General features: G+C 36.3%; 17 protein-coding genes and 1 pseudogene. 9 read left to right on the top strand and 9 right to left on the bottom strand.

The annotated features are described in order from the left end of the window. The first annotated feature begins 583 nt into the window (after positions 1 to 583). From ABD859_RS14770 to ABD859_RS14780, 3 genes are all read left to right on the top strand, one after another. The gene (locus ABD859_RS14770; protein ID WP_345145554.1) at positions 584 to 3523 is read left to right on the top strand and encodes a SusC/RagA family TonB-linked outer membrane protein; all 2940 of its coding nucleotides are present in this window, start codon (positions 584 to 586) and stop codon (positions 3521 to 3523) included. Positions 3524 to 3534: 11 nt separating this feature from the next. Then, complete coding sequence (locus ABD859_RS14775) at positions 3535 to 4944, top strand: RagB/SusD family nutrient uptake outer membrane protein (protein WP_345145380.1); 1410 nt, start codon at positions 3535 to 3537, stop codon at positions 4942 to 4944. Positions 4945 to 5011: 67 nt separating this feature from the next. Continuing rightward, the gene (locus ABD859_RS14780; protein ID WP_345145381.1) at positions 5012 to 7609 is read left to right on the top strand and encodes a S9 family peptidase; all 2598 of its coding nucleotides are present in this window, start codon (positions 5012 to 5014) and stop codon (positions 7607 to 7609) included. A 59-nt stretch (positions 7610 to 7668) separates the two neighbouring features. On the opposite strand, the gene ABD859_RS14785 is transcribed toward ABD859_RS14780, so the two are convergent. The 3 genes from ABD859_RS14785 to ABD859_RS14795 form a co-directional block, all read right to left on the bottom strand. Beyond that, positions 7669 to 7950, bottom strand: coding sequence for a hypothetical protein (locus tag ABD859_RS14785; protein WP_179005305.1), 282 nt, complete (start codon positions 7948 to 7950; stop codon positions 7669 to 7671). 64 nt (positions 7951 to 8014) lie between these two features. Beyond that, positions 8015 to 9523 carry a MauE/DoxX family redox-associated membrane protein gene (locus ABD859_RS14790; RefSeq protein WP_345145382.1) on the bottom strand — a complete coding sequence of 503 codons (1509 nt, stop codon included), beginning with the start codon at positions 9521 to 9523 and terminating at the stop codon, positions 8015 to 8017. 186 nt (positions 9524 to 9709) lie between these two features. Then, positions 9710 to 10000, bottom strand: a complete 291-nt coding sequence (locus ABD859_RS14795) for a hypothetical protein (protein WP_179005301.1) — start codon at positions 9998 to 10000, stop codon at positions 9710 to 9712. A gap of 291 nt (positions 10001 to 10291) precedes the next feature. On the opposite strand from ABD859_RS14795, the gene ABD859_RS14800 reads away from it, so the two are divergent. The 5 genes from ABD859_RS14800 (at position 10292) to ABD859_RS14820 (ending at position 14989) form a co-directional block, all read left to right on the top strand. Continuing rightward, positions 10292 to 10684 carry a plasmid mobilization protein gene (locus ABD859_RS14800; protein WP_345145383.1) on the top strand — a complete coding sequence of 131 codons (393 nt, stop codon included), beginning with the start codon at positions 10292 to 10294 and terminating at the stop codon, positions 10682 to 10684. 47 nt (positions 10685 to 10731) lie between these two features. Further along, complete coding sequence (locus tag ABD859_RS14805; RefSeq protein ID WP_345145384.1) at positions 10732 to 11934, top strand: relaxase/mobilization nuclease domain-containing protein; 1203 nt, start codon at positions 10732 to 10734, stop codon at positions 11932 to 11934. Positions 11935 to 11950: 16 nt separating this feature from the next. Beyond that, positions 11951 to 13939 (top strand): conjugal transfer protein MobC, encoded by a 1989-nt coding sequence (gene mobC / locus ABD859_RS14810; RefSeq protein WP_345145385.1) that lies wholly within the window; start codon positions 11951 to 11953, stop codon positions 13937 to 13939. A 584-nt stretch (positions 13940 to 14523) separates the two neighbouring features. After that, the gene (locus tag ABD859_RS14815; protein ID WP_345145386.1) at positions 14524 to 14718 is read left to right on the top strand and encodes a hypothetical protein; all 195 of its coding nucleotides are present in this window, start codon (positions 14524 to 14526) and stop codon (positions 14716 to 14718) included. A 13-nt stretch (positions 14719 to 14731) separates the two neighbouring features. Further along, entirely contained in the window at positions 14732 to 14989 is a 258-nt protein-coding gene (locus ABD859_RS14820; protein WP_345145387.1) for a hypothetical protein, read from the top strand. Positions 14990 to 14996: 7 nt separating this feature from the next. Here ABD859_RS14820 and ABD859_RS14825 read toward each other — a convergent pair whose 3' ends face one another. The 5 genes from ABD859_RS14825 to ABD859_RS14845 are packed head-to-tail and all read right to left on the bottom strand — an operon-like array spanning position 14997 to position 21793. Continuing rightward, positions 14997 to 17597 carry a GAP1-N1 domain-containing protein gene (locus ABD859_RS14825; RefSeq protein ID WP_345145388.1) on the bottom strand — a complete coding sequence of 867 codons (2601 nt, stop codon included), beginning with the start codon at positions 17595 to 17597 and terminating at the stop codon, positions 14997 to 14999. Positions 17598 to 17602: 5 nt separating this feature from the next. Beyond that, a complete protein-coding gene (locus ABD859_RS14830) occupies positions 17603 to 18445 on the bottom strand; it encodes a TRAFAC clade GTPase domain-containing protein (protein ID WP_345145389.1) in 843 nt (280 codons plus the stop codon). A 5-nt stretch (positions 18446 to 18450) separates the two neighbouring features. Then, a complete protein-coding gene (locus ABD859_RS14835) occupies positions 18451 to 19449 on the bottom strand; it encodes a TRAFAC clade GTPase domain-containing protein (RefSeq protein WP_345145390.1) in 999 nt (332 codons plus the stop codon). Next, the gene (locus tag ABD859_RS14840; RefSeq protein WP_345145391.1) at positions 19449 to 20474 is read right to left on the bottom strand and encodes a GTPase-associated system all-helical protein GASH; all 1026 of its coding nucleotides are present in this window, start codon (positions 20472 to 20474) and stop codon (positions 19449 to 19451) included. Before ABD859_RS14840 ends, ABD859_RS14835 begins: the two co-directional genes overlap by 1 nt. Before the next feature lie 2 nt (positions 20475 to 20476). After that, positions 20477 to 21793, bottom strand: coding sequence for a metallophosphoesterase (locus ABD859_RS14845; RefSeq protein ID WP_345145392.1), 1317 nt, complete (start codon positions 21791 to 21793; stop codon positions 20477 to 20479). Between the two features lie 448 nt (positions 21794 to 22241). Between ABD859_RS14845 and ABD859_RS14850 the strand changes: the two are divergent. Further along, a pseudogene (locus ABD859_RS14850) lies at positions 22242 to 22604 on the top strand (JAB domain-containing protein); the annotation flags it as partial. Between the two features lie 92 nt (positions 22605 to 22696). Here ABD859_RS14850 and ABD859_RS14855 read toward each other — a convergent pair. Then, positions 22697 to 24961: an nSTAND3 domain-containing NTPase gene (locus ABD859_RS14855; RefSeq protein WP_345145393.1), complete on the bottom strand. Its 2265-nt coding sequence runs from the start codon at positions 24959 to 24961 to the stop codon at positions 22697 to 22699. Between the last annotated feature and the right edge of the window lie 8 nt (positions 24962 to 24969).

Here is a 24969-nt window from a genome sequence, read left to right on the forward strand (position 1 = left end):
TTTTTATGAATAGTTAAAATTCATACTTATTTTTAAAAATATTGGTATGATATATCATACCAAAAGCTTTTTTTGTTATATTTGTAAAATAATTGCAATTAAAATGTAATTTTGCGATCCTTCATTAAAAAATATTGAAGCATTCGCTTTGAATCTCGTTATCAAAAACTGGTAATTTTTAACGCACGAGATGATAAGTAAGATGCTCACGTCTTATGGCGTGGGCTCACTTATTCGTGCGTGGGTATACCAGTACCTTGATAGCGTTTAAGATGAGTTCCACGCTTTTTTTATTTAACTCCTCTTTAATTCATTGCAAATCTTTCTTAATGTTTCTTTCGCAGTACTAGTCACTAATCTGAAATAATAATGCCTGTGAATTAAGAAATCAAACTTGCTTTTACTTCAAGCATAAAAAATGGCCCTCAACGGCAGCGACCAAACTAGCGTAGAGGACCTTAGCTAATCAAAATCAATTTAACTAACCAATCCCAATATTATGAATTATTCTTCATTCTACAAGGATGGAAAAGCACTTTATTGCCTGTTTTTTGCGGGCATAATATTGTCTTTCTCATCATCAATGGCCGCAAATTCTAAACGGCTTTTCAGCGCATTTTCGCAACATCTTCAAGTTCAGGGAACCGTCACCGACGGAACTGCTCCCCTGCCTGGTGTCACCGTCTCAGTTAGAGGTCGAACAAGCAATGCTGCAATAACAGATTACAATGGACAGTATTCTATCAGTGTTTCACCTACCGATACACTTTCAGTATCCTTTATAGGATTTAAAACCAGGCTCATCCCTGTAAAAGGCAGATCTAAAATTGACATTACCCTAGAATATGATACGACCACACTTCAGGAAGTGAGAGTTAATGCAGGATATTATTCGGTTAAAGAAAGTGAACGCACCGGCAGCATTGCCCGTATAACTTCCAAAGATATTGAAACACAGCCTGTGACAAATGTACTGGCAGCTATGCAGGGAAGAATGACAGGAGTTTCGATTACACAGACTACAGGCGTGCCGGGCGGCGCTTTTGATATTAAGGTAAGGGGCCAGAACAGCATAAGATCAGATGCTAATGCCCCACTTTATATTATTGACGGAGTTCCATATTCATCAGATCCAATCGGCTACAGCCAGACCTCAACTCCTTTTCCTTCACTAACAAGTCCGCTTAACAGCATTGATCCTGCAAGCATAGAGAGCATAGAAGTTCTTAAAGATGCAGACGCCACTTCTATCTATGGTTCGAGAGGAGCAAATGGTGTAGTACTTATCACAACGAAAAAAGGAAGAAAAGGAAAAACAACTTTTTCAGTTAATGCGTCAACAGGTGCATCATCCGTAACTAGGTTTGCAAAACTAATGGATACGGAACAGTATCTAAACATGCGTAGACATGCATTTGCAAATGATGGAATAACTTCCTATCCAGCATCAGCTTTTGATGTAAATGGAACATGGGACCAAAATCGTTACACAGACTGGCAGAAGACCCTAACTGGACGCACTGCACTTACAACTATTTTAAATGCAAGTGTACAAGGAGGCTCTGAGCGCACTCAATTCAGATTAAGTGGCGGTTCAAGCCAACAGTCCACTGTTTTTCCAGGAGAATTTACCTATAAGAAGAGCGGGGTTCAGTTAAGTGTCACCCACACCTCAGCAGATGATCGTTTCAGGCTTTCTGTCAACACTGGCTACAACCTGCAAAACAACAATCAGCCCGCTTTTGATTTTACTTATACTGCAAAGTTTCTTGCACCCAATGCTCCTGCTTTATATGACGAAAATAGAAAACTAAACTGGGCAGGAAACACTTGGTTAAATCCTCTTAGAAATCTTGAGGCAAAATTCAAGTCTAAAACAAGAGATCTTATTACAGGGGCAGTGGTATCATACGATATATCCAAAGGATTTCAGCTAAAAGCCAATTTAGGCTATAGTGATCTTAATCATATGGAGACGCGAATTAATCCTTCTACTATCTATAACCCTGTCGCTAATGTTACCAGTGCTTCTTCCACCCTGTTCGTTAACAATACTCAAAGAACTTCTTGGATCGTAGAACCTCAGATTAACTTTGACAGGGAATTCGCTGGAAGCAAGCTTTCTGTAATTCTGGGAAGCACATTTCAGGATCAGACCACAACTAGTCTGGCCCAATCCGGAACAGGATTTAGTTCCAACAGCCTAATTTATAACATGGCTTCTGCATCAACATCCAGAACTTTGTTCAGCGAAAAACCACAATACAGATATCAGGCCTTTTTTGGACGCATCAATTATACCATAGAAGAAAAATATATTCTAAATCTTACTGCAAGACGTGATGGCTCAAGCCGATTCGGACCCGAAAACCAGTTTGCTAATTTTGGTGCCATAGGGGCTGCATGGTTATTCTCGAAGGAAAAATTCATGATAAACAATCAGTGGCTGAGTTTTGGAAAATTACGTGCAAGTTACGGTACGACAGGAAGTGACAAGATTGGCGACTATCAATACCTAGATACATATACCACAACTGGTGTACTGTACGACGGAAATGTAGGACTTCAGCCTTCACGTCTTTTCAACCCCGATTTTGGATGGGAGGTCAATAAAAAACTGGAAGCAGCTCTTGAAATAGGTTTTCTTCATGATAGAATATTTCTGACTGCCGCTTGGTATCAAAACAGATCATCAAATCAACTTGTAGGAATCCCGCTGGCATCCACTACCGGTTTTTCCACTCTTCAGGCAAATCTTGATGCTTTAGTTCAAAATAATGGACTTGAATTTACTTTACGTACAGAAAACATTACTGGCAAAACTTTCAGCTGGACAACTAATTTTAATATTTCAACTAACAAAAATAAACTGCTTGAGTTTCCCAACCTACAGGGTTCATCCTACAGCCAAACCTATAGAATAGGCTTACCGCTAAATATACGTTTACTTTATCAATTTGAAGGAGTTGATCCCCAAACTGGTCTTTATAAATTTAGTGATTTAAACTTAGATGGAAAAATCACCAGTCCTGAAGACAAACAGATCGCAATGGATCTAACGCCGAAATATTATGGCGGACTGCAGAATCAGTTGTCGTACAAAGCATGGAAACTAGATTTTCTGTTTCAATTTGTCAAGCAGAAAAATACGATTGCGTCCCTAGATCCTGCAGGGCAGATGTCCAATATGCCTGTAAGATTTGTGGACAGCTGGACAAATCCTGGAGACCAGACTCCTTACCAGATTTATACTGCAGGTTATAATAATGGAGCTGTTAACAACGGATATCTATATAATTCAAGCACAGCTTTTGTAACGGATGCTTCTTTTATAAGACTGAAAAATATTGCACTATCCTGGCTGATCCCTCTTCAATTAAAAAACGTTCAGTGCAGTTTAAATGTTCAGGCAGAAAACCTATTGACATTTACAAATTATCAAGACGGGGATCCTGAATTTATTTCTTCTGGAAATCTTTCTCCTTTAAAAACAATCACTGGAGGAATCCAATTTAATTTTTAATTAGCCTAATTATGAAACGTTATTTATCCCATACCATTTTCTCACTGAATGTAGCACTTTTTTTTGTTCTTTCAGCAACTGGAATTTTAACAGTATCGTGTGATTCATTTGTAGAAACTGCTTCCCCGCAGTCACAGCTTCCCAGCTCTGCTGTTTTCGAAAATTATTTGACTGCGAGTGCAGCACTTACCGATATTTATTCAAAAATAAGGGACAGAGGAATGCTCACGGGACAGAGTTCTGGCATTTCATATCTTCTTGCAAATTATGCTGATGAACTAGATTTTTATGGAACACCGAGTTCATCTGCTTCTTCCTTCTATATAAACGCTTTACTGCCGGGCAACACTAATTTGCAGGAATATTGGAGTGTGGCTTATAACCAGATATATGCAGCTAATTCTGTAATAGAAAGGACAAAAGCTTCACTGTCGCTTACGGATGTACAGAAAAAACAGCTTTCTGGTGAAGCCTTTTTTATAAGAGCACTTGTACACTTTTATCTGACTAATCTTTACGGAGACGTTCCCTATATTGTAAGTACTGATTATAAAATAAACAGTATGCCTGTTAAAGTGAGCACTAAGGAGGTATATAACCTAGTTATTAATGATCTGAACGCTGCAGCGGATATGCTTGGCTCAGAATATATAAAAAATGAGAGAACAAGACCAAACAGATATGCTGTTCTTGCCTTGCAGGCAAGAGTTTACTTATATCATGGAAAATGGGCTGAAGCTGCCAATGCATCATCCGCAGTTTTAAATGCCTCAGGGCTTTTTGCGCTCCAGACGGATTTAAAATCGGTTTTTCTAAAAGAATCTAAAGAAACAATATGGCAGTTGCAGTCTTCTGTAAGTGGCAAAAATACCGATGAAGCAGCCTCTTTTATTTTTTTCACCGTCCCGCCTTCTTCTGCAGCACTGAATTCTGCAATCATCAATTCTTTTACTTCTGTTGATAAGAGAAAAATTTCATGGACAGGATCACTGTCCAGCGGTGCCTCGACATGGTACTATTCATTTAAATATAAAGAATTCTATAATACTTCTGTTTCAAAAGAATACCCTATAATGTTAAGGCTTTCGGAACAATATTTAATCAGGGCTGAAGCAAGAGCTCAGCAGGGCGATATCATTGGAAGTAAAGAAGACCTTGACCAAATCCGCCAGCGTGCCGGACTTAGTAAAACGACTGCAGTCACAAAACAGGAGATTCTTGATGCCATTTTAGAAGAAAGAAAACTGGAACTGTTTTCTGAGTATGGTCATCGTTTCTTTGATTTAAAACGTACCGGTAATTTGGATCAGAAGCTGTCGGGAATTAAGCCTGGCTGGAATACAGCTGACAGGCTTTTTCCAATACCTCAGAATGAAATAAACATAAATTCAAATCTACTTCCTCAGAACACTGGATATTAATAATAGTCAAATGAAATTCTATAATCCATTCATATTTACACAAAAGTGTCATCGATACACATTTTTAATGAAACCCTTTTTATTTTTGTTTTTAGTTTTGCAATTAGTAGTCTGTCCTCTAAGAGGACAGGCATTGCAAAAAAAAAAGGTAGAGATTGAAAACTATTCTCTGTGGTCGGATATAAGGCTTAATGGAGTAAGTCCAGAAGGGAAATGGGTCAGTTATCTCTTAGCGTATGACAGCGGGAAGGATACCTTATTTGTAAAAAGCACAACATCAGACAAGGTATATAATTTTACAGGAATTAATCACTATCAATTTCTAGAAAAAGAGCGCTTCGTATCCTTGAGTAACGGAGATTTAAATATTCTTAATCTAAAAAATGGAAGTTCTAAAAATATATCTGATGTTAAAAACTATTCTTACTCAGCTGAAACAGATCAATTAGTGATACTGGTACAGCACGGGAATAATTCAACGCTAAGGATTATAGACTCCAAAGATAATCTTGTAAAAAAAATGGAGTCGATTTCTTTTTTTCTGTTAAGTCCTGACGGCAGAAAAATTGTCTACGTTTCTAAATCAGAAAATTTATCTTCGCTGGGGATCTTGGAACTAAAATCCGGATTTCCTCAAAAAACACTAATTGAAAAAAGCCCAGAAAATTGGGACTATTTTGCATGGAAGCAGTCAATAGCTTTTTCATTTTTAAGGAGATACAATCAAGATTCGCAAGCGTCAATTTCTTACTACAATTTTGAAGAAAATGCTCTATTTGTTTTTAACCCCCTATTAGAAAATGCGTTTCCAAAAAACAAATTAATTACGAATGATTTTAGATATCCAATTACAATCTCCAGTGATTTAAAAAGGGTTTTTTTCTGTATAAAACCACTTTCAGATGGCAAAAAAGCTAAAATAAAAACAGATCCTGAAATTTGGTATACTAAAACTAAACAAATCTATTCCCAGCAGCAGAAATCAGAACCTTTTAGTGACAAGCCCAGTCTTGCGGTATGGTTTCCATTGACTGGAAAATTCGAGGTTATATCCTCAGAAGATTTTTCAGATGTTTTACTTACGGGAGACCAGCATTATGCACTGCTGTCAGATCCTCTCGCTCATGAGCCCGGATTAGAATATGATGCCCCTAGAGATTTCTATTTAAAGAATCTGACAACTGGAAAACAGGAATTTTTAGTAAAAAACATAAAGGATTTCAGACGTAGTATCCTACCATCTCCTACTGGTAAATATATTGCCTATTTTTCTGAAGACAACTGGTGGGTTTATAATATATCTAAGAAGAGTCATAAAAATATTACTGAAAAGATTAATACAGTTTTTTCAGGTCTGGCAGCAAATATGGATTTAAGTTACCCATTCGGTAATCCAGGATGGACTGATGGCGATAGCGAGATCCTTTTATATGATCGCTATGACATTTGGGCCGTTAAACCAGATGGGGCATTTAGAAGACTTACAAGCGGACAAAAAAAGCAAATTCAATTCCGTTTCGCATATAATTTAGGAGGTAATTTTCGTTTGGACAATTATGACGGGTGTATAAGCAGCACCATAAAAATTAGTAAAGGAGCTATACTTGACGCAGAAGGAAGTGACTTAAAATCCGGCTATTTTGAATGGAATGAAACCAATAAAGAACAGCCAATTGTATATGAGCCTGCATCTATTAGTCAAATCCATTTTATAAAGGAAACTAATTCTTATATTTATCAGACACAAGACTTTAACAGGTCACCTTCTTTGGTATATAAAGCCGTGGACAGGACTCCCTACATTTTTTTTGAGAGCAATAAACATCAGTCAGGATATTATTGGGGGCATTCTGAACATATTGACTACAAAAACTCGAAAGGGAGTTCGCTTCGTGCTGGATTGTATTATCCTGCTTGTTATGATCCAAAAAAGAAATACCCTATGATTGTTCATATATATGAAAAACAATCGCAAAAAATACATAAATACTACAAACCTACTTTGTTTGAGGCTGCCGGATTTAATCCAGCTGTGCTATCTCTTGAGGGATATTTTGTATTGTGTCCAGACATTGAATACGAAACTGGAAAGACAGGTGAAAGCGCTCTAGACTGCGTTACAGCAGCTACTTCCGCAGTTATTGAAAAAGGCTTGGTCGATCCAGACAAAATCGGACTTATGGGACATTCTTTTGGAGGCTATGAGACTGCATACATTTCAGGTAAGACTGATATATTTGCAGCTTCGGTTGCTGGCGCTGCCCCGATAGATCTGAACAGTTTCTACCATGCGATTAACTGGCGTACCGGAAAACCCCATATGATAAAGTTTAATATTGGACAGTTTAGATTAGGAGTTTCTGCTTATGAAATGCCTCTTACTTATTTAAATAATTCGCCGCTGAACAATGTAGAAAACATCAACAAACCGCTTCTTTTTTGGAGTGGAAAAAATGACCAGCAGGTTGACTGGCATCAAAGTATTGAACTTTATCTTGCAATGCATCGTCTTGAGAAAAACAATATAATGCTCCTTTATCCAGAAGAAGAACATTCATTTTCGGATCCATACAACCAAAAGGATCTTTCAATTAGAATACTGCAGTGGTTCAATCACTTTCTTAAAAATGAAAAGGCGTTTGAATGGATTGAAAATCGTGGATAATAAAATATACAATGCAGTTCATTTAGAACTGCATTGCTTTTAATGATTGTTTAAATTAATTATGGCATATAAAGTGTCTCCCCACAATTATTCGCTTTACCAAAAGCAGTCTGTCCATTTGCTTTACAAATTGGATTATTGCTATTGTCAGAACATTGCACTTGGACATCACAGACACCTGACAGGCTGTTGATATAACCGTCACGAGGTGCTAATTTCGATGCACTTTGCATAGAGGTGGTGAAGAACGCACCTGAAATTCCTAATACTACCGCAGCAGTAAAAGGCATGGTCGATTTTAAAAATGTCTTTTTCATAATAGTTAATATTAAATTAAACATCGATCTACTTTTTTAGCAGGTGTTGATCTCTTTCCTGCAACCAGCGCTGGTATATTATAATTTACTATTCTTTCAGCTGTTCTTTCAAGATTCCCCTAAAGGAATAGATATCTAGATTGTTACCGCTGAGAATGTATAGATGCGTATTAGTTGCACGCATATCTTTTATTTTTTGATTATTTTCTGTAAAAAGAGGAAAACTCAGCAGATAAATTCCTTTGTTAATATCATATACATCAACCACTGATGCTCTCTTCCAAATCTGATCATCCTCATAGCGTCCCGGAACTTTCGAATGTATAAACAACAGGTTTTTAATAGTGGCTGATAGTGCATTAACAAAAAATGGCGGGGAACTTAAACGGCGCTCAGTATGCTCTTTCAAATCCGAAACTTTTATCATGGCTCTGCTGATCGTATCGATTGTATGTCTTCTCTTAAAGTTTCCTTTCTTATCGGAAATTATAAACTCGTTTCGATAATAATAGACGTATATCATTTCATGGAGATCATTGTTATAAAGCAGCATCCCGTCTGTATCGAAAATACCGTCAATCTGCTTCTGCAAAAGTGCAGGAAAGTATTTCGTATTTGGTTTAAAACTTTCGCTGTATATGCCTAGCTGATGGCCTGAATTGGGACCTGTATTATTTCGTAATAACAGGCTTACACTGTCTATTGGTTCGGCAGCTGTGAAACGTGGAATATCTTTTATTTTACCTGTTACTTTCCAATCTTTGATATTCCCTTTGTAAACAATTGGAACGGTACCATCTATCAGATAAAAATAGGGTGGCTTCACCTTTGCAAAAATCTTACGAAAAGGCTCTCCATCATCAATAAATTTAATTCTATTTTCTGCACTCATATTCTGAAGAGTGTCTATGCTTAGTACTCCAAAAGGATCCGTTAAATTCCCCAGATAAATTTTACTTCCACTAACGCCTGCAAAATAATACGAGTTAAATTTTAAATCTTTATTATAAACCGCTTTAACAGTCTTTTTAATGTATCTCCGAATAAATGGATTATTTTTGTGAATGATCTCTTCTGAGCTTAGGAACAAAACAATTACAACACTTATGCTGAAAAACATTATTAGTCCAGCCCTTTTTAACTTGGATGCCTTTGTAATATTTGAATTTATTCTTGTTTGATAATCATCATAAAACCGTAGACCAGTTAAAGCGAGAATGATAAAAAAGAAATTAAAAATAAGGTGAACATTCCAGGACATCTTTTCTAGGATTCCGCCACATGAACATGGCACAAAGGAGCTGAAATGTAGCACTATAAAAATATAAGCAGTAAACATAGTCATCAGGCATAGCGCTGCATAAAGTCCTGCAAAGCGTGACTTAGGAAATAAAAGCATCAACGATATAAGTAACTCTATTAAAGGCACTAAAATAGAAACCCATGCCGCAAAAACACTTATAAGCGGTGACTGTGCTAGCTGCACCCTAAAAGTTTCAAACTCAAATAATTTATTTACAGCTGCGTACACAAATAGTAGTATAAATAAAAAGCTAACGATAGAAACTATATTGTTGTTAATTCTAGAGTTTTCCATGTCTTCGGCAAATTTTATTTTAATATAAAACAAATGTAAATCAGCAAATTGAAAGAAAAAACATCAAAAACAAACCAAAAAACATCAAAACTATACCAGTTTCATTTTTAACTCTTAAATAATAAAAAAATGCTCTACAGATTAAAAATCTATAAAGCATTTTCGAGTTTTTTCAGTTTCTCCTATTTATACCTTACCGTCTTCGATAAAAGTCAAAAGCTTTTGATTGAGTTCGACAAGGCCAGCCTTTTGAAGGCATTCCTGCGAGATGTTTTTTAGTTCGGTAATTTCGTCCTGTGCTATGCTTCCCATGAGACTACCTTCATCCTTTTCCAGCAGCAATCCCCTTTCTATAAAGTGGGATAAAAGCAGTACATTTTTGCGTGAAATTTTCAAATCAATCTTCACCGGCTCACTCATTCCAGGGATGCTCAATACAGTATCAAACACCTTGGCTGCATAATTCTTTGCACTCATAATTTCAGCATTTTTAAATTAATAAATCAAAGCCTAAAGTTAGCAATGATGCATCAAAGCATCATAAGCAAAATTTACCTATGATGGGATGCATTGGATTTTCCTGCATAAATTCGTCTGAGTATTTGAAAAAAGTCTGAGTTTTTTATTCAGACTCCGAAAGATTGCCACGTTCCTGCAATCTGCAAGATGTCCGGTTGTATCACAACCGATATCTTGCTGCCTCTCTGCTCGGAACTCGCTGGCAGTAAAAACTGGAAGATTTGTAATATTGAATGAAAAGGAAAAATGATGAAAGACGAGAAAAAAAACAGAAACAGATGGCTTCATCTCAGGCTCAGTGAGCAGGAATACAAGATCCTTCAGAAATATTTTGCAGAGTCGCTCAGCCCAAAACTGAGTGATTTTGCCCGAAAGAATCTGCTCCAAAAACCTGTTGTTTTAAAATACAGAAACCAGTCTCTTGATGATTTAATATCCGAATTAACAAGGCTCAGAACAGAGCTGAATCCCATTGGAAACAATTTTAATCAGGCAGTGAAAAAACTGCACTCGCTTTCACAGACTTCTGATTTCAAAATGTGGATTCTGGATTTTGAAACAGATAAAAAAATGCTGTTCAATTCTATTGAAGATATTAGAATGACTATCCGAAATCTTGCTGAAAAATGGTTGCTGTCATAAACACGGGATCATCAGTCAGAAGCATTTTCAATTATAATGAAAATAAGATGGAAGCAGGAAAAGCAGAACTCATAGGAGAAGGAAATTATCCTGCAGCAGCCTCTAAACTTCACAAAGAATCAAGGCTTAAACTTCTTTTAAAACAGCTGGAATTAAATACAAATGTCAAGCGGGGAAGTGTGCACATATCGCTAAATTTCGATTCCTCTGAAAGCAATATTTCAAAGAGTAAGCTGATGGAAATTGCACAATCGTATATGGAAAAAATCGGTTTTGGATTCCAGCCGTATCTGGTCTACCAGCATCATGATGCGGGACATCCACACATCCATATAGTGTCTGTAAAAGTGAAGTCCGACGGAAAGAGAATTGACATGCAGAACATAGGCAGGAACCAGTCTGAAACGGCCCGTAAAGAAATTGAAAAGGCATTCAGCCTGGTTCCTGCACAGGGCAGACAACAGGAAAAAATACAAAATATAAAACCTTTGCAAGGCAGTGTTTTAAAGTATGGAAAAGCTGAAACTAAAAAAGCAATTGCTGCTGTATTAAACGCAGTAATTCCTAATTATAAATATACCACAATAGGAGAATTAAATGCAATCTTGAATCTCTACAATGTTACCGCCGTGCAGGGCAGTAAAGATTCAAGAATGTTTCTCCATAAAGGTCTGGCGTACCAGATTCTGAACGATAAGAGACAGACTGTGGGTGTTCCCTTAAAAGCCAGCAGCTTTTACATGAAACCTACCCTTGCTTATCTCGAAATAAAATTTGCGGCAAATAAGATTGGGAGAAATTCCCATTTAAAGAGAGTAAAAAATGCGGTTGATCTCGCCTTTATACAGAACAGGATAAAGTCAGTTTCTGATCTCGACAGAATTCTTATTCGAGATGGAATTAAAACCGCTGAACGAAGAAATGAACAGGGGATCCTTTATGGCTTAACCTATATAGACCATAAAACAAAATGTGTATTTAACGGAAGCTCTCTAGGAAAAACTTACTCAGCTTCCGGCATAAAAGAACGCTGCGGTGTCAAAGATTTTAACACTGGCAGAATCGCCGTTAAAATTCTTGAGAATAATACATTAAAAAATAAACCATCTCAGTCCTCATTTATTTCTGCTGGCGAGCTGCAGAAGATAATTGATTCGGTGCTCCAGCCTGAGTTTTCAGCTGATTTTATTCCCTCTCAGCTGAAAAGAAAAAAGAAACGAAAAAAAGGAAAAGGACAGTCCGATTATTAACTAAAAAACTAAGACTATGCAGACAGGTGAAAATGAACAGGCGCTTAGAAAAATTTTGGATATGACAAGGCTTATCAGCATTATATTGTTAGGTCTTCATTTCTATTATTACGGATATAATGTGTTTAAAATATGGGGACTTGCAGGCAGTTTTGCCGATAAAATATTAGCCAATATTTTTCGCACGGGACTCTTTGATTATTTTCATTTATCCAAACTGTTTTCTTTGGGATTTTTATGCATTTCCCTGCTTGGGGCAAAGGGCAGAAAAAATGAAAAGCTGGGCTTCAAAACTGCTTTTTGCTATATTGCTTTAGGGCTTCTGACTTATTTTTTGAGTTACTTTTTTCTCTTCATGCAGTTCACTGTGGAAAACAAACTGGTTCTCTACATGCTGTGCACTGCTGCTGGATATCTCCTCCTGCTGTCAGGGGGAACACTGCTTTCTAGAATCATAAGAAGAAATCTCAGTCGCAAGGACATTTTCAACAGGGAAAATGAAACATTTCCGCAGGAAGAAAGGCTCCTTGAAAATGAATATTCCATTAACCTGCCGGCACATTATAATTTAAAAAACAAAGTCCGAAAAAGCTGGATTAATATCATCAATCCTTTTCGAGGCATCTTGGTTGCAGGAACGCCTGGTTCTGGAAAATCCTATTTTGTGATCCGTCATATCATAACCCAGCATATACGTAAGGGTTTTTCAATGTTTGTATATGATTTTAAGTTTGATGACCTCAGCACAATAGCCTATAATACTTGGCTTAAAAACAGGCATCTATACAAGGTTGAACCGAAATTTTATGTGATTAATTTTGATGACCTGAGCCGCACGCACAGATGCAATCCCCTTGATCCAAAGTCAATGGAAGACATAACGGATGCATCAGAATCAGCACGCACCATTCTTCTGGGATTAAACCGTGAATGGATAAAAAAACAGGGAGACTTTTTCGTCGAATCACCTATCAATTTTCTTTCTGCTGTAATATGGTATCTGCGTAAATACAACAACGGTGAATTCTGCACCCTGCCTCATATAATTGAACTCATGCAGGTTGAATACAACAGCCTTTTTACGCTGTTGAGAACTGAAAAAGAAATTGAAATCCTAATCGATCCTTTTATCAGTGCCTATCTCAATAATGTCATGGAGCAGCTCGAGGGTCAGATAGCATCCGCTAAGATATCCATGGCAAGGCTCTCAAGCGCCCAGCTTTATTATGTACTCTCTGGAAATGACTTTACACTCGACATTAATAATCCTGATGATCCCAAGATCGTCTGCATGGGAAACAACCCGCTGAAAATCCAGACTTATGGCGCTGTGCTTTCACTTTATGTAAGCAGGCTAATCAAACAGGTAAACCAGAAAGACAAACTTAAAAGCAGTTTAATATTTGATGAATTTCCCACCATTTATCTCAATAACATGGACAGCCTTATAGCAACTGCAAGAAGCAATAAAGTAAGCACCTGCATTGGTATTCAGGACTTCAGCCAGCTCCGTAAAGATTACGGACGTGAACAGGCAGATGTTATACTCAATATTACCGGCAATATCATTAGCGGTCAGGTAAATGGTGACACAGCAAAGCAGCTCTCCGAGCGTTTTGGTAAAATAATGCAGGACCGCGAGAGCTTATCCATAAACAGTTCGGATACTTCAATCAGTAGATCAAAACAATTGGAATCGGCAGTCCCTGCTTCCAAGATTTCTTCCTTAAGTTCTGGTGAATTCGTAGGCATAACTTCCGATAATCCTGACTGTAAAATTGAGCTCAAAACATTTCATTCCGAAATAATTAATAATCATGACGAACTTAAAGAAGAAGAAAAATCATATCAGCAGATAAGCCCAGTGCGGGTCATAAATACTACAATGATTGAACGAAATTACCTTCAGATAAAAGAGGACATTTCAGAGATTGTAAACTCAGAACTTGAACGCCTTTTGCATGATCCGGCACTCTCTCATTTAGTAATCAAAAAAAAGAAATAATGTTTTTGGTGATTTCAACATTTTCTTGACCTGAACGTCATTTTTACTTAATTCTACAGCAAAGGGCAATATGTATTTCGGCAAGTGGATCGATTTTAAAGGGGCATATTTCGATACGGTCCATTTTCCCGACAGTCTTGCACGGCATCCTTTCCAAGGAGGTGGCCGCTAGCTGCTTCTGGACACTGTTGAAATCGATTACCATTTCCCAACCATCACCATTTCGAAAATGGCCAAGATGTCCTTCATACCGAATCCACGATACATGGATTCCGATAAAAGGTTCGCGACACAGGACCAGATTAAGGAAGATGTGAGCACAATCCACCGCAAACCTTACCAGCATGAGCATGAGATCAACCTGTCGCAGCACAGAATTAAATTTTGATTTTTAAGTTATGTAAATTACTAATAATGAACTAAATTTGATAGAGAAGCAGCAAAACGAACAAGAAAACAAATGTATAAAGAAACTGCTGTCTGCTGTTTCGAGCCAGCAGACGCTCTCTGCGACAAAAGATTCCTTTAAAGTTTTTAAAATGACAAGATAGGATAAGAATTTCTAATTTTTAAATGCAGCGATTATGTGCTATTATACCCAGCAGTCTGCCTCGATAAAGAACTTAAGAAGACTTTTCAACGCCAAAGTCGACAACAAGGACACGTATCTGCAGTCCGATTTTATTAATGGTTTTTCGCATTCCAATATCCAGATTATTCTTAACTCATCTCCTCATCTCATTACAACAGATTATATGTTTTACACTATAATAAAATAAGCTTCTAAAAATAATGAATAAAACTATAAAAATACCATACACAGAAAATATTGATCAGATTTACAAATTTGGCCTAGAACAATCGAAGCAGTTTAACGGTAAATTTTCAGGAAACACATCATCTGGTTTATTCGATTTTCAGTCTCCAATTGGAAGGTTTTCAGGATCGTATCAAGTGACTAAAAATACTATCGACATAATTTTTAGCAAAAAACCCTTTTTCATTTCATTCTCTTTAATTGAAAGCTTTTTGAAAAGTTACATTAAATAAATTTATGTTATTTTTTTTTAACTTTTCTACTGACTGTTTTTTCTTTGAAGTTCGGATTGTCACCAATTTCAGCGAATGCTTCTTTTATAAATTTTTTACCTCCTCTCTTGTCATTTAAAATTCGGAGTACTTCCTTTAAAATGTCAAGTTTTTCGCCAATATTTAGTAAGCCGCTTCTGGGCCAGTTTGAAATTAAATACCTATCCACAAGATCGTAACGTAAAATCTTGCATTTATCCCAATCGGGAAATATCCAGAAAGTTAACAGCTCGGCGACAGATTTACCTTTTAAAAAAGATTGATAGACAATTGGAAACGCTTCTTCTACCATTACACCGGTTTCTTTAATAGTCGTTCCATACGCAAACTGTAACATTGACATAGCTACCTTTTGTTTTTTCTCTTTAGAAGTTGTCAGTCCTAGTAACTCTACCCAATTATCCATAGATACTTTATTGATATCAGAAGGGGAATACTCCGCTAAATAACTGCTAACCAAATCACTATTGATCACTAACATTTTTTTTGTTGGCAGACCCTGAGTGAAAAGGATATCAAAAATTTCCGGAAACTTTGATCTTTCGCTTATATTATCAAAAATATAGTTCAGAAATAAACCTGCTTTAAATTGACTAAACTTGGAAATTACTTTAATCGCACTTGAAATAGTGCTCTTATCATTAATGGCATTATCAATCAAATTAAAAAAACGGTCTTGTCTTATGTTATTGATCATTAAAGATGAAAGACTTTCCATAACTTTCATTGCTTTCAATAATGGTATTGAATCATTTAATGCAAATTCAATAACTATTTCTTTTTTGACTTTTCTGTCCTTCTGAATAATTTGCAGAATATCATTTGCAACATCCGGTACTGATGCCAACTTGGTTACCGAATCAAATCTCATGTTTATTACTGCATTTGTGATAATTAACTCCTTATCTGAATTACCAATATTTTGATCAAGAATAATTTTTCGAACCAAATATGGTTTTAAATCCAATATTTTAAACAATAGCTCATCATATTTACCCAAATTCAACAAAGAATCAAATAAGTATTCAACTGCATTATGTCTTGTTGTTTCCTCTAGAATTGTGGTATTAAAAAAACTAGATTTCAATGCGAAATGCGAAATTGCATAACTTGTAATTTTTTTATATTCTTCAAAAGTTTGATCACTGATAATTTTGCAAAATATTAGATTGTGATTTACATCATACACATTAATTAATAAATTATTTTTTGCGCGTCTTAAAGATTTTTCGTTATTAACATCTAGATATTCAATGATGTTGCTTACAATTTTTTTATCATTTGATGCTAAAATCATGGATCTAGCAGCAAACGATTTACTTGTTGCCAATAATAATAAACCTAATTGATTTGAAAGTTCATTAAAACGAGTATTATCCAAATTAAGTGCTAGACCATCACCAATGCTTGAAAACAATATCGCAGGAGTTGACTCTATAGACGAATCAAAATTTGTTATGAATTTAATGGCTGTATTAGGACTAATAAATGTTAGCTCTCTGCATGCAGAATGCACCTCAGAAAGCATAGCTCTACTCATTAAATACTTTTTATGTTTGACTAAAAGTGCACCGTAGAATTTCCATGCATCAATTGGTAGAAGAATCTTATATGCATTAAGTATTGTTGTTTGTATTTGAGGTTCTATACGTTCATAAAGCAATTTTGAATATGCATTTTGAGAATTTATGATATCAAGCAAACCTAGTAATGCCATGGGCGACTGTTCAAAAACAACTTTCTGCACTAATTCTCTCCATAGCAAACTCAATCTGAGAGTGCTTTCACTTCCGTCTTTTTTTAAATCAAACGGATAATTCTCTTCGTGGCTAAGAAGTGAAGGCATCTGAAGTTCAAAAATTTGCTTCACCAAATCATCCGTCCAGCGATGGCGGGCAAGTTTCCTGTTAAAATTTGATCCTTCAATACGTCTTCCCTGCCATTCCGAAAAACGCGTTCTCAGATTTCCCTCAGTAAAAAGTAAATCAAAAGTCCTATTTTTAATAGTTCTGGTATTTAAGGCAAAAGTACAAGAAGCAAAATTGCGTCTGAGACTTGGAAAAAAGACTGAATACAGACGTGATATTATGTCCTCTTTATCTTTTGCATCAAAAATTAATATCGGTTTTCTCTGCTCAAGAAATAACGCTTCCACTAATTCTTCAAGTGGTCCTGAATAAACTGGATTAAAATTTGAATAATTTTTATGCTTAACTTGAGGAAACTCCAGATCCATTTTCGAATCCAAAAGGACATTAAATATAAATGCAACATCAGTCAGCACTTCCCATTTTTTCATTGGAATAAGAATGCTTTTGGTCAAAACACATCCTGCTCTCGTAGCGTTCAAATCCTGCCAAGTTCTCGCAATAACAAAATGTTTTTCGGAAGGTAATGGGTAACATGTTAGATAAGGTTCAAAAAATTCACCTGGCCTAATCTGTCCCGAAAGATCAGATAATCTATCAATAGTATCTTGATCAGTTCTTTCTAATTCAATACTGCTTGCTACAAGCTGATGTCCATTTCGGTATTTATGAATTTGAAAGTATAAATCGTAAAATTCCATATTTTTTATTCTAATAACCAGCTCATTGGTTTTGTAACATCATCTTGTTTGATTACATATCCATCTTCATCTTGATAAACAACGTAACCTACATCATTTATATTTTGGTCTTGGAATGCTATTCCAAATTCTTCCATATTTAGATCCCCACCAACAATACTGCATCCAAATATTTTTACATCTAAGGAATTTATATCACTTAATCTCCCAGCAAAAAGAGGGTATTGTTTTTCTAAATAGGTCATTGGACTTTCTTTTGATTCCTGTGGATCTAATAAATCCCAAGCGGTTACCATTATTGCAACTTTAGGCTTTCCTCCATTTGATTTTACAATATTTTCATCTATAAATCTTAAAAGCTCCAAGAGTGCAATTTGAGTAGGGATATCAGAATTTTTTTCGTCTCCAAGACCAACTTTTAAAAGGTCTTGACTATTTACCCAGTCTAATGGCTGAACGTTATTTTCATTTCTAATTCTTAAAAACAAAATAGCTGAAGTTGAATTACGTAAAGTGCTGAGCCACTTTTCTGGAATTTCATAAGTTTCAACTGCTTTTTTCCAAATCTCACCGAACATATCTGGCACAGTTAAATTAGCTAAAATAGCATCATCTTTAGTTTTAATCGCTACATTAAAGTCTCTCGCTCGTTCCTGAGGTTCAGTCCTCGGCACAAATTTACTTTGCAATAAAAATGCTGTAATATCTTCAATATATGCCAGATCATCAGGTGGAGCAGTTAATATCAAATCATTTCCTTTACCATATATTGCAAGCCAAAAACGCGCTAAATAGTTCGATTTTCCTGAACCGGGACCTCCGACAATTATAATTTCCTTTTTAATCATTAGCTTTAAAAATTTTGAAATTTCAATATATTTCGAACTGAATCATCCCTAACTAAAGAAGCTGCAAAATCAAAGGTAGTCTTTCTTCTCATGTGTAGCAAATCTTTAACTGTCTCTTCTAATCCAAAACCTGCAGGAATATCTGGATTTTGTGAAAAGGAAGCTATTTCTATAATTTTTATGTCAAGGTCATTGTGGGTTCTTATTAGCTCAGAAAAATACTTGCTAACTGGCTCCGCTTTATCGCAGTGTGTCAATACAATACAAATACCAGGCACATCATATTCGAGAAATTCCTTGATTCTGCCAAGCAAAAGGTCTGCCCTATGAATCGTGTACCTTCTTTTCGAACCATCCATAATGTGTTCAGCATTAATCGTGATCCAAATTCTCTCTGCTGACTTAAGAAAATCTAAACGGTCCGTTCGATTACGATCCATTAAAGTTAAAGTCCATTCCCCAGGTAAATCAGTCAAAAGCAAGTCCATTTTTTTTCCATCGCTCCGATGCTTTAGCCTCAAATGCAAATAACCAGCAATTCTTTCATCCTGCATTTCTGTATGTACCGTCAATTGTTCAGGAAGATTGGCCGAATTCCAGCGTCTTGTGCCTCCGGTTATTTCTTCAAAAGCTCTGATGCTTTTGGAATCTAAAAATTGAAATCCATTCAAGCGACCATGCGCTAATAAAAGATACAAACTTGCCAAACATGCTGTCTTGCCTGTTCCTGGAACGCCTAATATGGCAACTACTTTACAATAGCGGTTTCGCATTAAATTTTGCGCGTCTTGAACTGCGAGTGAAAAACTTGACGAAAATCTTTCGAAATCGACGGGAGCTTCAAGGTAAATATCTCCAGAATTATTTTCCTCTGCTGAAGATACATCCTCTAGTGAGGAAATACGATCTGGACAACTGACTGGTTCATTATTTAGAACGCAAATTCCAGTTTGCGAAAATGTACAATCGGGTTGGTTACAAATTGCTAGAGTTTCTTCATCCATTATTCCACAAAATTATTAACATTCAATAGTGACAATTCCAGCATAATTCTAGAAGACCATTCGTTTAATGTTCTTTTAATTTCCATTTCAGTATTCTGATGCTCATAAATTAAAAAACTAAAAACAGGAAAAATTTCTTTATGCTTTATTATAGGATCACTTGTATTGAATTCCTCTACAATGATTGATTTCAATTCCCCAATTTGTTCTAAAAGTTCTGGACCAGTATATTCTTCCTTTTGATTTACACCTTTACAAGCCAAGAATGAATGTGCCTGGGCAGGAAATCTTCTTAACATACTTCCAATTTCTATGCAGCTTGCAATTACTTTTTGAACTGGATTCAGAACTGAAACCTGCTTTTGAAACGTTCCGCTCCAATCACTCATTATCCACCATAAGATATCCAACTCCTCACCGTCCAAATTGGAATTAAATCGAAGGGCATCAATCATTTCCCCATATGAATTTTCTGCGTTCTTTATAAATGAAACAAATGTATTTTCAGTAGGTGCCGCAGGTGCGACTCTCGGCTTAAGTTGTATTCTGGTTCGTGAATTAATCGACACATCGTGAACCATCTTTACAGCTAATGCCAATATTTCTATCCTTAATGCTTCCAATCTTTCCATTCCTTCAATCGGTTTCTGAAAAGATAATCCACTCCACAAGGCTAAAGCTAAAACATACTCCTGAGAAACAGTATGGTTAAAATCTTTTGCCTTTTCCAAATATTGCAAAACAGCTAGTAATGTGCAGGTCAAAAGCTGAAGCTGCTCTTCATCAGCGACAAATGAGGTACTGCTCTTTTTTAATGGAGCAGAAGCAATACTATTTATAGCTTCGTTCGAGGCCTCTGGGTTTTCTAAAGAAGAAATTATACCGCTTGCAAAGTCTAAAATCTTATTTACAGTGATTTTCTTGATTGCATTTTCGATTGCATTGACAGCCGCAATTCTTTTTGCTACGTATGCATCATCTGGGGTAGTTATAAAAATTTTAATATATTTCGCAACATCTGCCATAATTATTTGTGAAGTATTTGGTTAATTTTATCATGTACTTGTTCTAGTTTACCTGCAGCTAATAACTTATTAAATGCACTTCTCTCTGTTCCATGAGTTAAAGTCTCATTCCAAGTATTGGGAATTGCGCCTAACTCAATCAAAAGCGAAAGTCTTTCCCCACTGGTTAAATCACGGAAAAACTTTAACAAAACTAAATTTATTTCTGCTTCTTCTCCCATAGAATATTCTTTTGGAGTTTCTTTTACGTCTAGATTTACAGATACTTCATCACACTTGTGTTGAATGTTTTGTAAACTTATTTTATTTACTTCAGTACCAGCCTCTTTCCTAAAATTAGGACATCTAATCTTATAACTTGCTAAGCCGTTATTGAAGTGGTTACCATCACTAATAAACTCTACATTGTCGTAATCCCACATTCTGCCATGTATATTTAATAAAAGAGCATCTTCCTCTTCCAGCCATTGAAACTCCAGTATGTTATAACAGTAATTGTATTGATCGTCTGCTTTAGGAGGTGCTGCGGCACCAGAAGCTAAACTAACAAGATCCGCATCTTCATTAGTTTGTTCGAGTTTATGCGAAGGCATGTGTTCATGTCCAGAAATGAACACTCTTGCTCTCTTTCTTATGTATCGCCCTGCAGCGTTGGAATCCTGTATCCAATTTAGCGGATGATGAGCAATCACAATAGTTTCAAGTCCTGGTTCGATTGGAATTACATGCTGTCTCTTACCTAAAATCAGTCCTCCTTCTTCTTTCTCACTTTTTGAGCAAATTAAAGCGGTATTTAGTCCCAAAAACTTAATTCTCCGATTTGGTGCAAGCTCGAAAATATGATCTTTAGAAACCCTTCCTTCACTATCTAAGGGACAGTCATAACCTTCTGCAAATGTCCTATAACCATGAAATCTTCTATAAATCAGTTCTCGATCAGCCTCTCGATCAAGAAATTTATCCAAAGCCTCATCTCCTTTTTCTATAATTTCATCGATTACACTTTGGGTGATTGGAGTAATTTCGTCAAAATCAATATCATGGTTTCCGGGTACAACTTGAACATCTGTAATTTCACATCCAACCGCCGCTGTTAATCGATCAAGCCATTTTCCTGCAATTTCATACTCGATGAGTTTTCCTCCATATGCAATATCTCCTGAAATTATTACTCCATCTGCTTTTTGCTTAGATAACTTCATCACTTCTGTGCGGGCATCATCAAGCAGCCTCTCCTTTACATCGTCATTAATATGAAGACTTCCTCCCTTTTCCTGTCCAAAGTGTATATCTGATAAATGAACGAATATTAATGACATAAATTAAATGGTTATTTTGCTAATATATTAATAATAAATGATATTTTTTTTCATGATTTGTTTTAGATTTTTTTTGTTTAATTGACACCCCAATTAAATAAACCTAAAATCTTTAGCACAAAACTTTTCGAATAAAAATAGAATCTGGATCTTAAAACTAAAGCTTGTAGTAATCAAATTTATTAATAAAACTTAATGTAGTTTTACGGTTTTCCGTATATTAAATAAATTCAGCAGAAATAGAGTCGTCATCTAAAAACTTCCAACTATCTTACATTTTTCAAGGCAGAAAAAGTACTTACTACTAATCAGTCTACAAACATATAGATTCGAAAACATTATATTTTTTCTTCAAAGATATGACCAATAAATTGCCTTTTTTCAGGTAAATATACCTAATTCTTAATTAAAATCAGATTGTGATGGAACATCTGTTACATCATCCAAATCTGCATATAATCTGGCATTGCAGCAGTGGTATAAAAACACTATTGAGTTCATAGAACAGTTCAAAGTGCTGCCTTTGAGCCAGTCCAACGAAGCCCTCGGCATATATGAAGTAAACTCGGGAGGAATCTCCTCAAAAGTTGTGGACATTAGAGTTCTTTTCGCTGCGGCACTGAAAGCCACAGTAGGAATCATTCTGTGTCACAACCATCCTTCAGGGACAACAGTCTCCCCTGTTGCAGACAGACAGATAACTTCCAGAGTTATTCAGGCTGGAAAATTGCTTGATATTCAGGTAATGGATCATCTGATAATAACTCCTAATCCCTATCATTCTTTTACTGACAACGGCGAGATGCAGTAACCGTAGAAGTCCAATTGTGGCGTACAAGGTCTACTGCCTAAACGGGAAGCAGGCTTCGCCTGAATTAGTCTTTCTCAAGCAGTGAATAACTCTTAACTGTCTTTCAGACTGCCAAAAATATCACTGATAATATTGTCTTCCGAGCGGCTGTCATCATGTCTGTTGAAGTATCGGTCCTCCTGAGCCATTTCAATCTGATGGTCTATGTAATCCTCATATTCCGACTCCCTTCTAGTCAGTTCTTCATAGTGCCGTTCAGTATCCAGATAAGGAAAGGTCGCCATGATATTATCTAGCCGATTTCTAAATTCATAAATTTCCTCCGGGCCGATATGCTCAAGACCACTGTAAATCGCTTCCTGTGCAATACCGATAAAATGTCCGTCAACAACAAATTCATTATACGCTTCCGGCAAAATCTCTTGAAAACGGGTAAAAACTTCTATGTCATCCAAATTTTCACTATAGCAGAAAAATGCATCAATCACCTTTTCATGATCAAAAGTGAACCTATTGAGATCAAGCTGTTCCATCAGCTCCACGTAATCCAGCGAATCGGATTCAATTTCATAGACAATCCTATTTCCGAACTGCCTGTAAACAAAGTTTTCAATCTTTTGATTTGCTGAAAAATTGCTGTATAAGTAATTCAGGAACATATAGCTGGCAGCCTTGCGCCTTGTAAAGGTAAATTCATCTCTCGTGGTGTATTTGTGCATCTTGCAGGTGGCCAGTGAACTTTCAAGATGCTCAAGCCTATCGGCCAATGCCTCAACCAAATCTTCCTTCAGTGTGATGCGTCCCGCAAATGCCGTGCCTGAAAAAATGGTATGAAACTGATCGGTGAATTTGAATGAGCCGATAAGATCTTCAATTATAAAATCTTTATCCGTAAGATAATTGATCAAAAAATCATATATGGACGGATTTTGGTACTCCACCGCAATAACGCCCTTATCGTCCCTATCAGTTCGTATGAAGGTATTTTCCAGCTCCCTTATCGACTTTAAGAATCTTATCGGGTCATAATAGGTCAAAAGTTTCTGCCCGTTATTTTTGAAAAATTCCTTTACTGCCTTTTCAAGATCGCTTAGCAATACTGGAGTGCCAAGTGTCGCAAGAACCAAAAGGACATATTGGGAGAATCTGTCAAGTGAATTCTCAAAACTATGCAGCCACACACTGTCAGGAAAATCAAATAATCCTTTTAGGGACTTATAGAAATCTTCAGCGGCACAGCTGTTCCATATTTTCTGTGCGATAAAAGTTTCAATGATTCTCGGACTGTAATTCTGATGGTTGATCAATTTCTGATAGCTCTTACCCTGCAGAAGATTTTCAAGATGTGCATTAGGAATTTCTCCATGAAACAGGTGGTTGTATAAAATTTTGGCCTTACTGACTTTGGTATAGCTGGATAAATCGAGCGTGCATTTTGCAATCTCTATATCGTGAATCTTAAAGGCTTCATAAACTTCTTTGGCCTGATTGAGGATATATTCGCGGGTTGCCAGGATGAGAACCTTATCAGGCGAATTTTTAACCGTATTTATAAATTTGACAATCTTATCGTCATTTTTCTGGAGCGTAACTGCATCAAAGAAATTTCTTCCAAGAAAATCATCAAAAAGGAATATCTGCTTGCGGTCTTCTTTGAAATACGTATACCCATCGTCTATGTTATCGCTCAGATAGATGAATTCTTCATATCCCTTCGAAAGCAGCGAGAGAGTCAGCATTCGCGAGAGTGTCGTTTTTCCGATTCCCGGAATCCCTGAAATGATTATATACCGGTGCTGGTCCAATATCTTTCCCGCTTTGAAGAAACTTGGATTCTGTACATAGATCCTTGCCTGTCTTTTGATTTCATCAAGCTCAAACCGGGACTGGTTGTATATTTTACTGTGCAGAACCTTGTTTAGAATTGTGGTGCTTGTAATCCATAATTTAAAATACTTCTCCTCCACTTTTCTGCTTAATGAAAGCAGGTTTAAAAGATCATCACTTCCCAAAATGTCTTCACTGGAAAGTATGTACGGAGCAAATAGATTTTTTACGGCCTCTTTATTGGCAGGAGATAAGCCGGCAGTGGTGCTAATTATATATCTTGAAGGATTCAACTTGTGAACTTTTGAAACTTCTTTTTTAAGATTGGTCATCAAACTGGAAAAATTCTTATACCGTTTGGCCTGGACAATCACTTTTTTGGATTTATCGCCGCCAAACCTTAAATCAATTCCGCCGTCCTTGCCTGTTTTAAAAGATTCTATAAAAATTTGGAATTTTTCCTGAAGAAGATCTCTGCTGAATTCCTCAAATTCATCTGGAGAAAATACCGTTAAGTCGTAATCTGCCATGTTGGTCT

It is taken from the genome of Flavobacterium ginsengiterrae (assembly GCF_039539785.1).
Taxonomy (GTDB): domain Bacteria; phylum Bacteroidota; class Bacteroidia; order Flavobacteriales; family Flavobacteriaceae; genus Flavobacterium; species Flavobacterium ginsengiterrae.

Coding starts and splice junctions, on each gene's coding strand:
- ABD859_RS14790 (WP_345145382.1), bottom strand. CDS start 9,523: ATGGAAAACTCTAGAATTAACAACAATATAGTTTCTATCGTTAGCTTT.
- ABD859_RS14835 (WP_345145390.1), bottom strand. CDS start 19,449: ATGGATGAAGAAACTCTAGCAATTTGTAACCAACCCGATTGTACATTT.
- mobC (WP_345145385.1), top strand. CDS start 11,951: ATGCAGACAGGTGAAAATGAACAGGCGCTTAGAAAAATTTTGGATATG.
- ABD859_RS14795 (WP_179005301.1), bottom strand. CDS start 10,000: ATGAGTGCAAAGAATTATGCAGCCAAGGTGTTTGATACTGTATTGAGC.
- ABD859_RS14800 (WP_345145383.1), top strand. CDS start 10,292: ATGAAAGACGAGAAAAAAAACAGAAACAGATGGCTTCATCTCAGGCTC.
- ABD859_RS14840 (WP_345145391.1), bottom strand. CDS start 20,474: ATGGCAGATGTTGCGAAATATATTAAAATTTTTATAACTACCCCAGAT.
- ABD859_RS14815 (WP_345145386.1), top strand. CDS start 14,524: ATGTGCTATTATACCCAGCAGTCTGCCTCGATAAAGAACTTAAGAAGA.
- ABD859_RS14825 (WP_345145388.1), bottom strand. CDS start 17,597: ATGGAATTTTACGATTTATACTTTCAAATTCATAAATACCGAAATGGA.
- ABD859_RS14805 (WP_345145384.1), top strand. CDS start 10,732: ATGGAAGCAGGAAAAGCAGAACTCATAGGAGAAGGAAATTATCCTGCA.
- ABD859_RS14785 (WP_179005305.1), bottom strand. CDS start 7,950: ATGTTTAATTTAATATTAACTATTATGAAAAAGACATTTTTAAAATCG.
- ABD859_RS14845 (WP_345145392.1), bottom strand. CDS start 21,793: ATGTCATTAATATTCGTTCATTTATCAGATATACACTTTGGACAGGAA.
- ABD859_RS14770 (WP_345145554.1), top strand. CDS start 584: ATGGCCGCAAATTCTAAACGGCTTTTCAGCGCATTTTCGCAACATCTT.
- ABD859_RS14775 (WP_345145380.1), top strand. CDS start 3,535: ATGAAACGTTATTTATCCCATACCATTTTCTCACTGAATGTAGCACTT.
- ABD859_RS14820 (WP_345145387.1), top strand. CDS start 14,732: ATGAATAAAACTATAAAAATACCATACACAGAAAATATTGATCAGATT.
- ABD859_RS14830 (WP_345145389.1), bottom strand. CDS start 18,445: ATGATTAAAAAGGAAATTATAATTGTCGGAGGTCCCGGTTCAGGAAAA.
- ABD859_RS14855 (WP_345145393.1), bottom strand. CDS start 24,961: ATGGCAGATTACGACTTAACGGTATTTTCTCCAGATGAATTTGAGGAA.
- ABD859_RS14780 (WP_345145381.1), top strand. CDS start 5,012: ATGAAACCCTTTTTATTTTTGTTTTTAGTTTTGCAATTAGTAGTCTGT.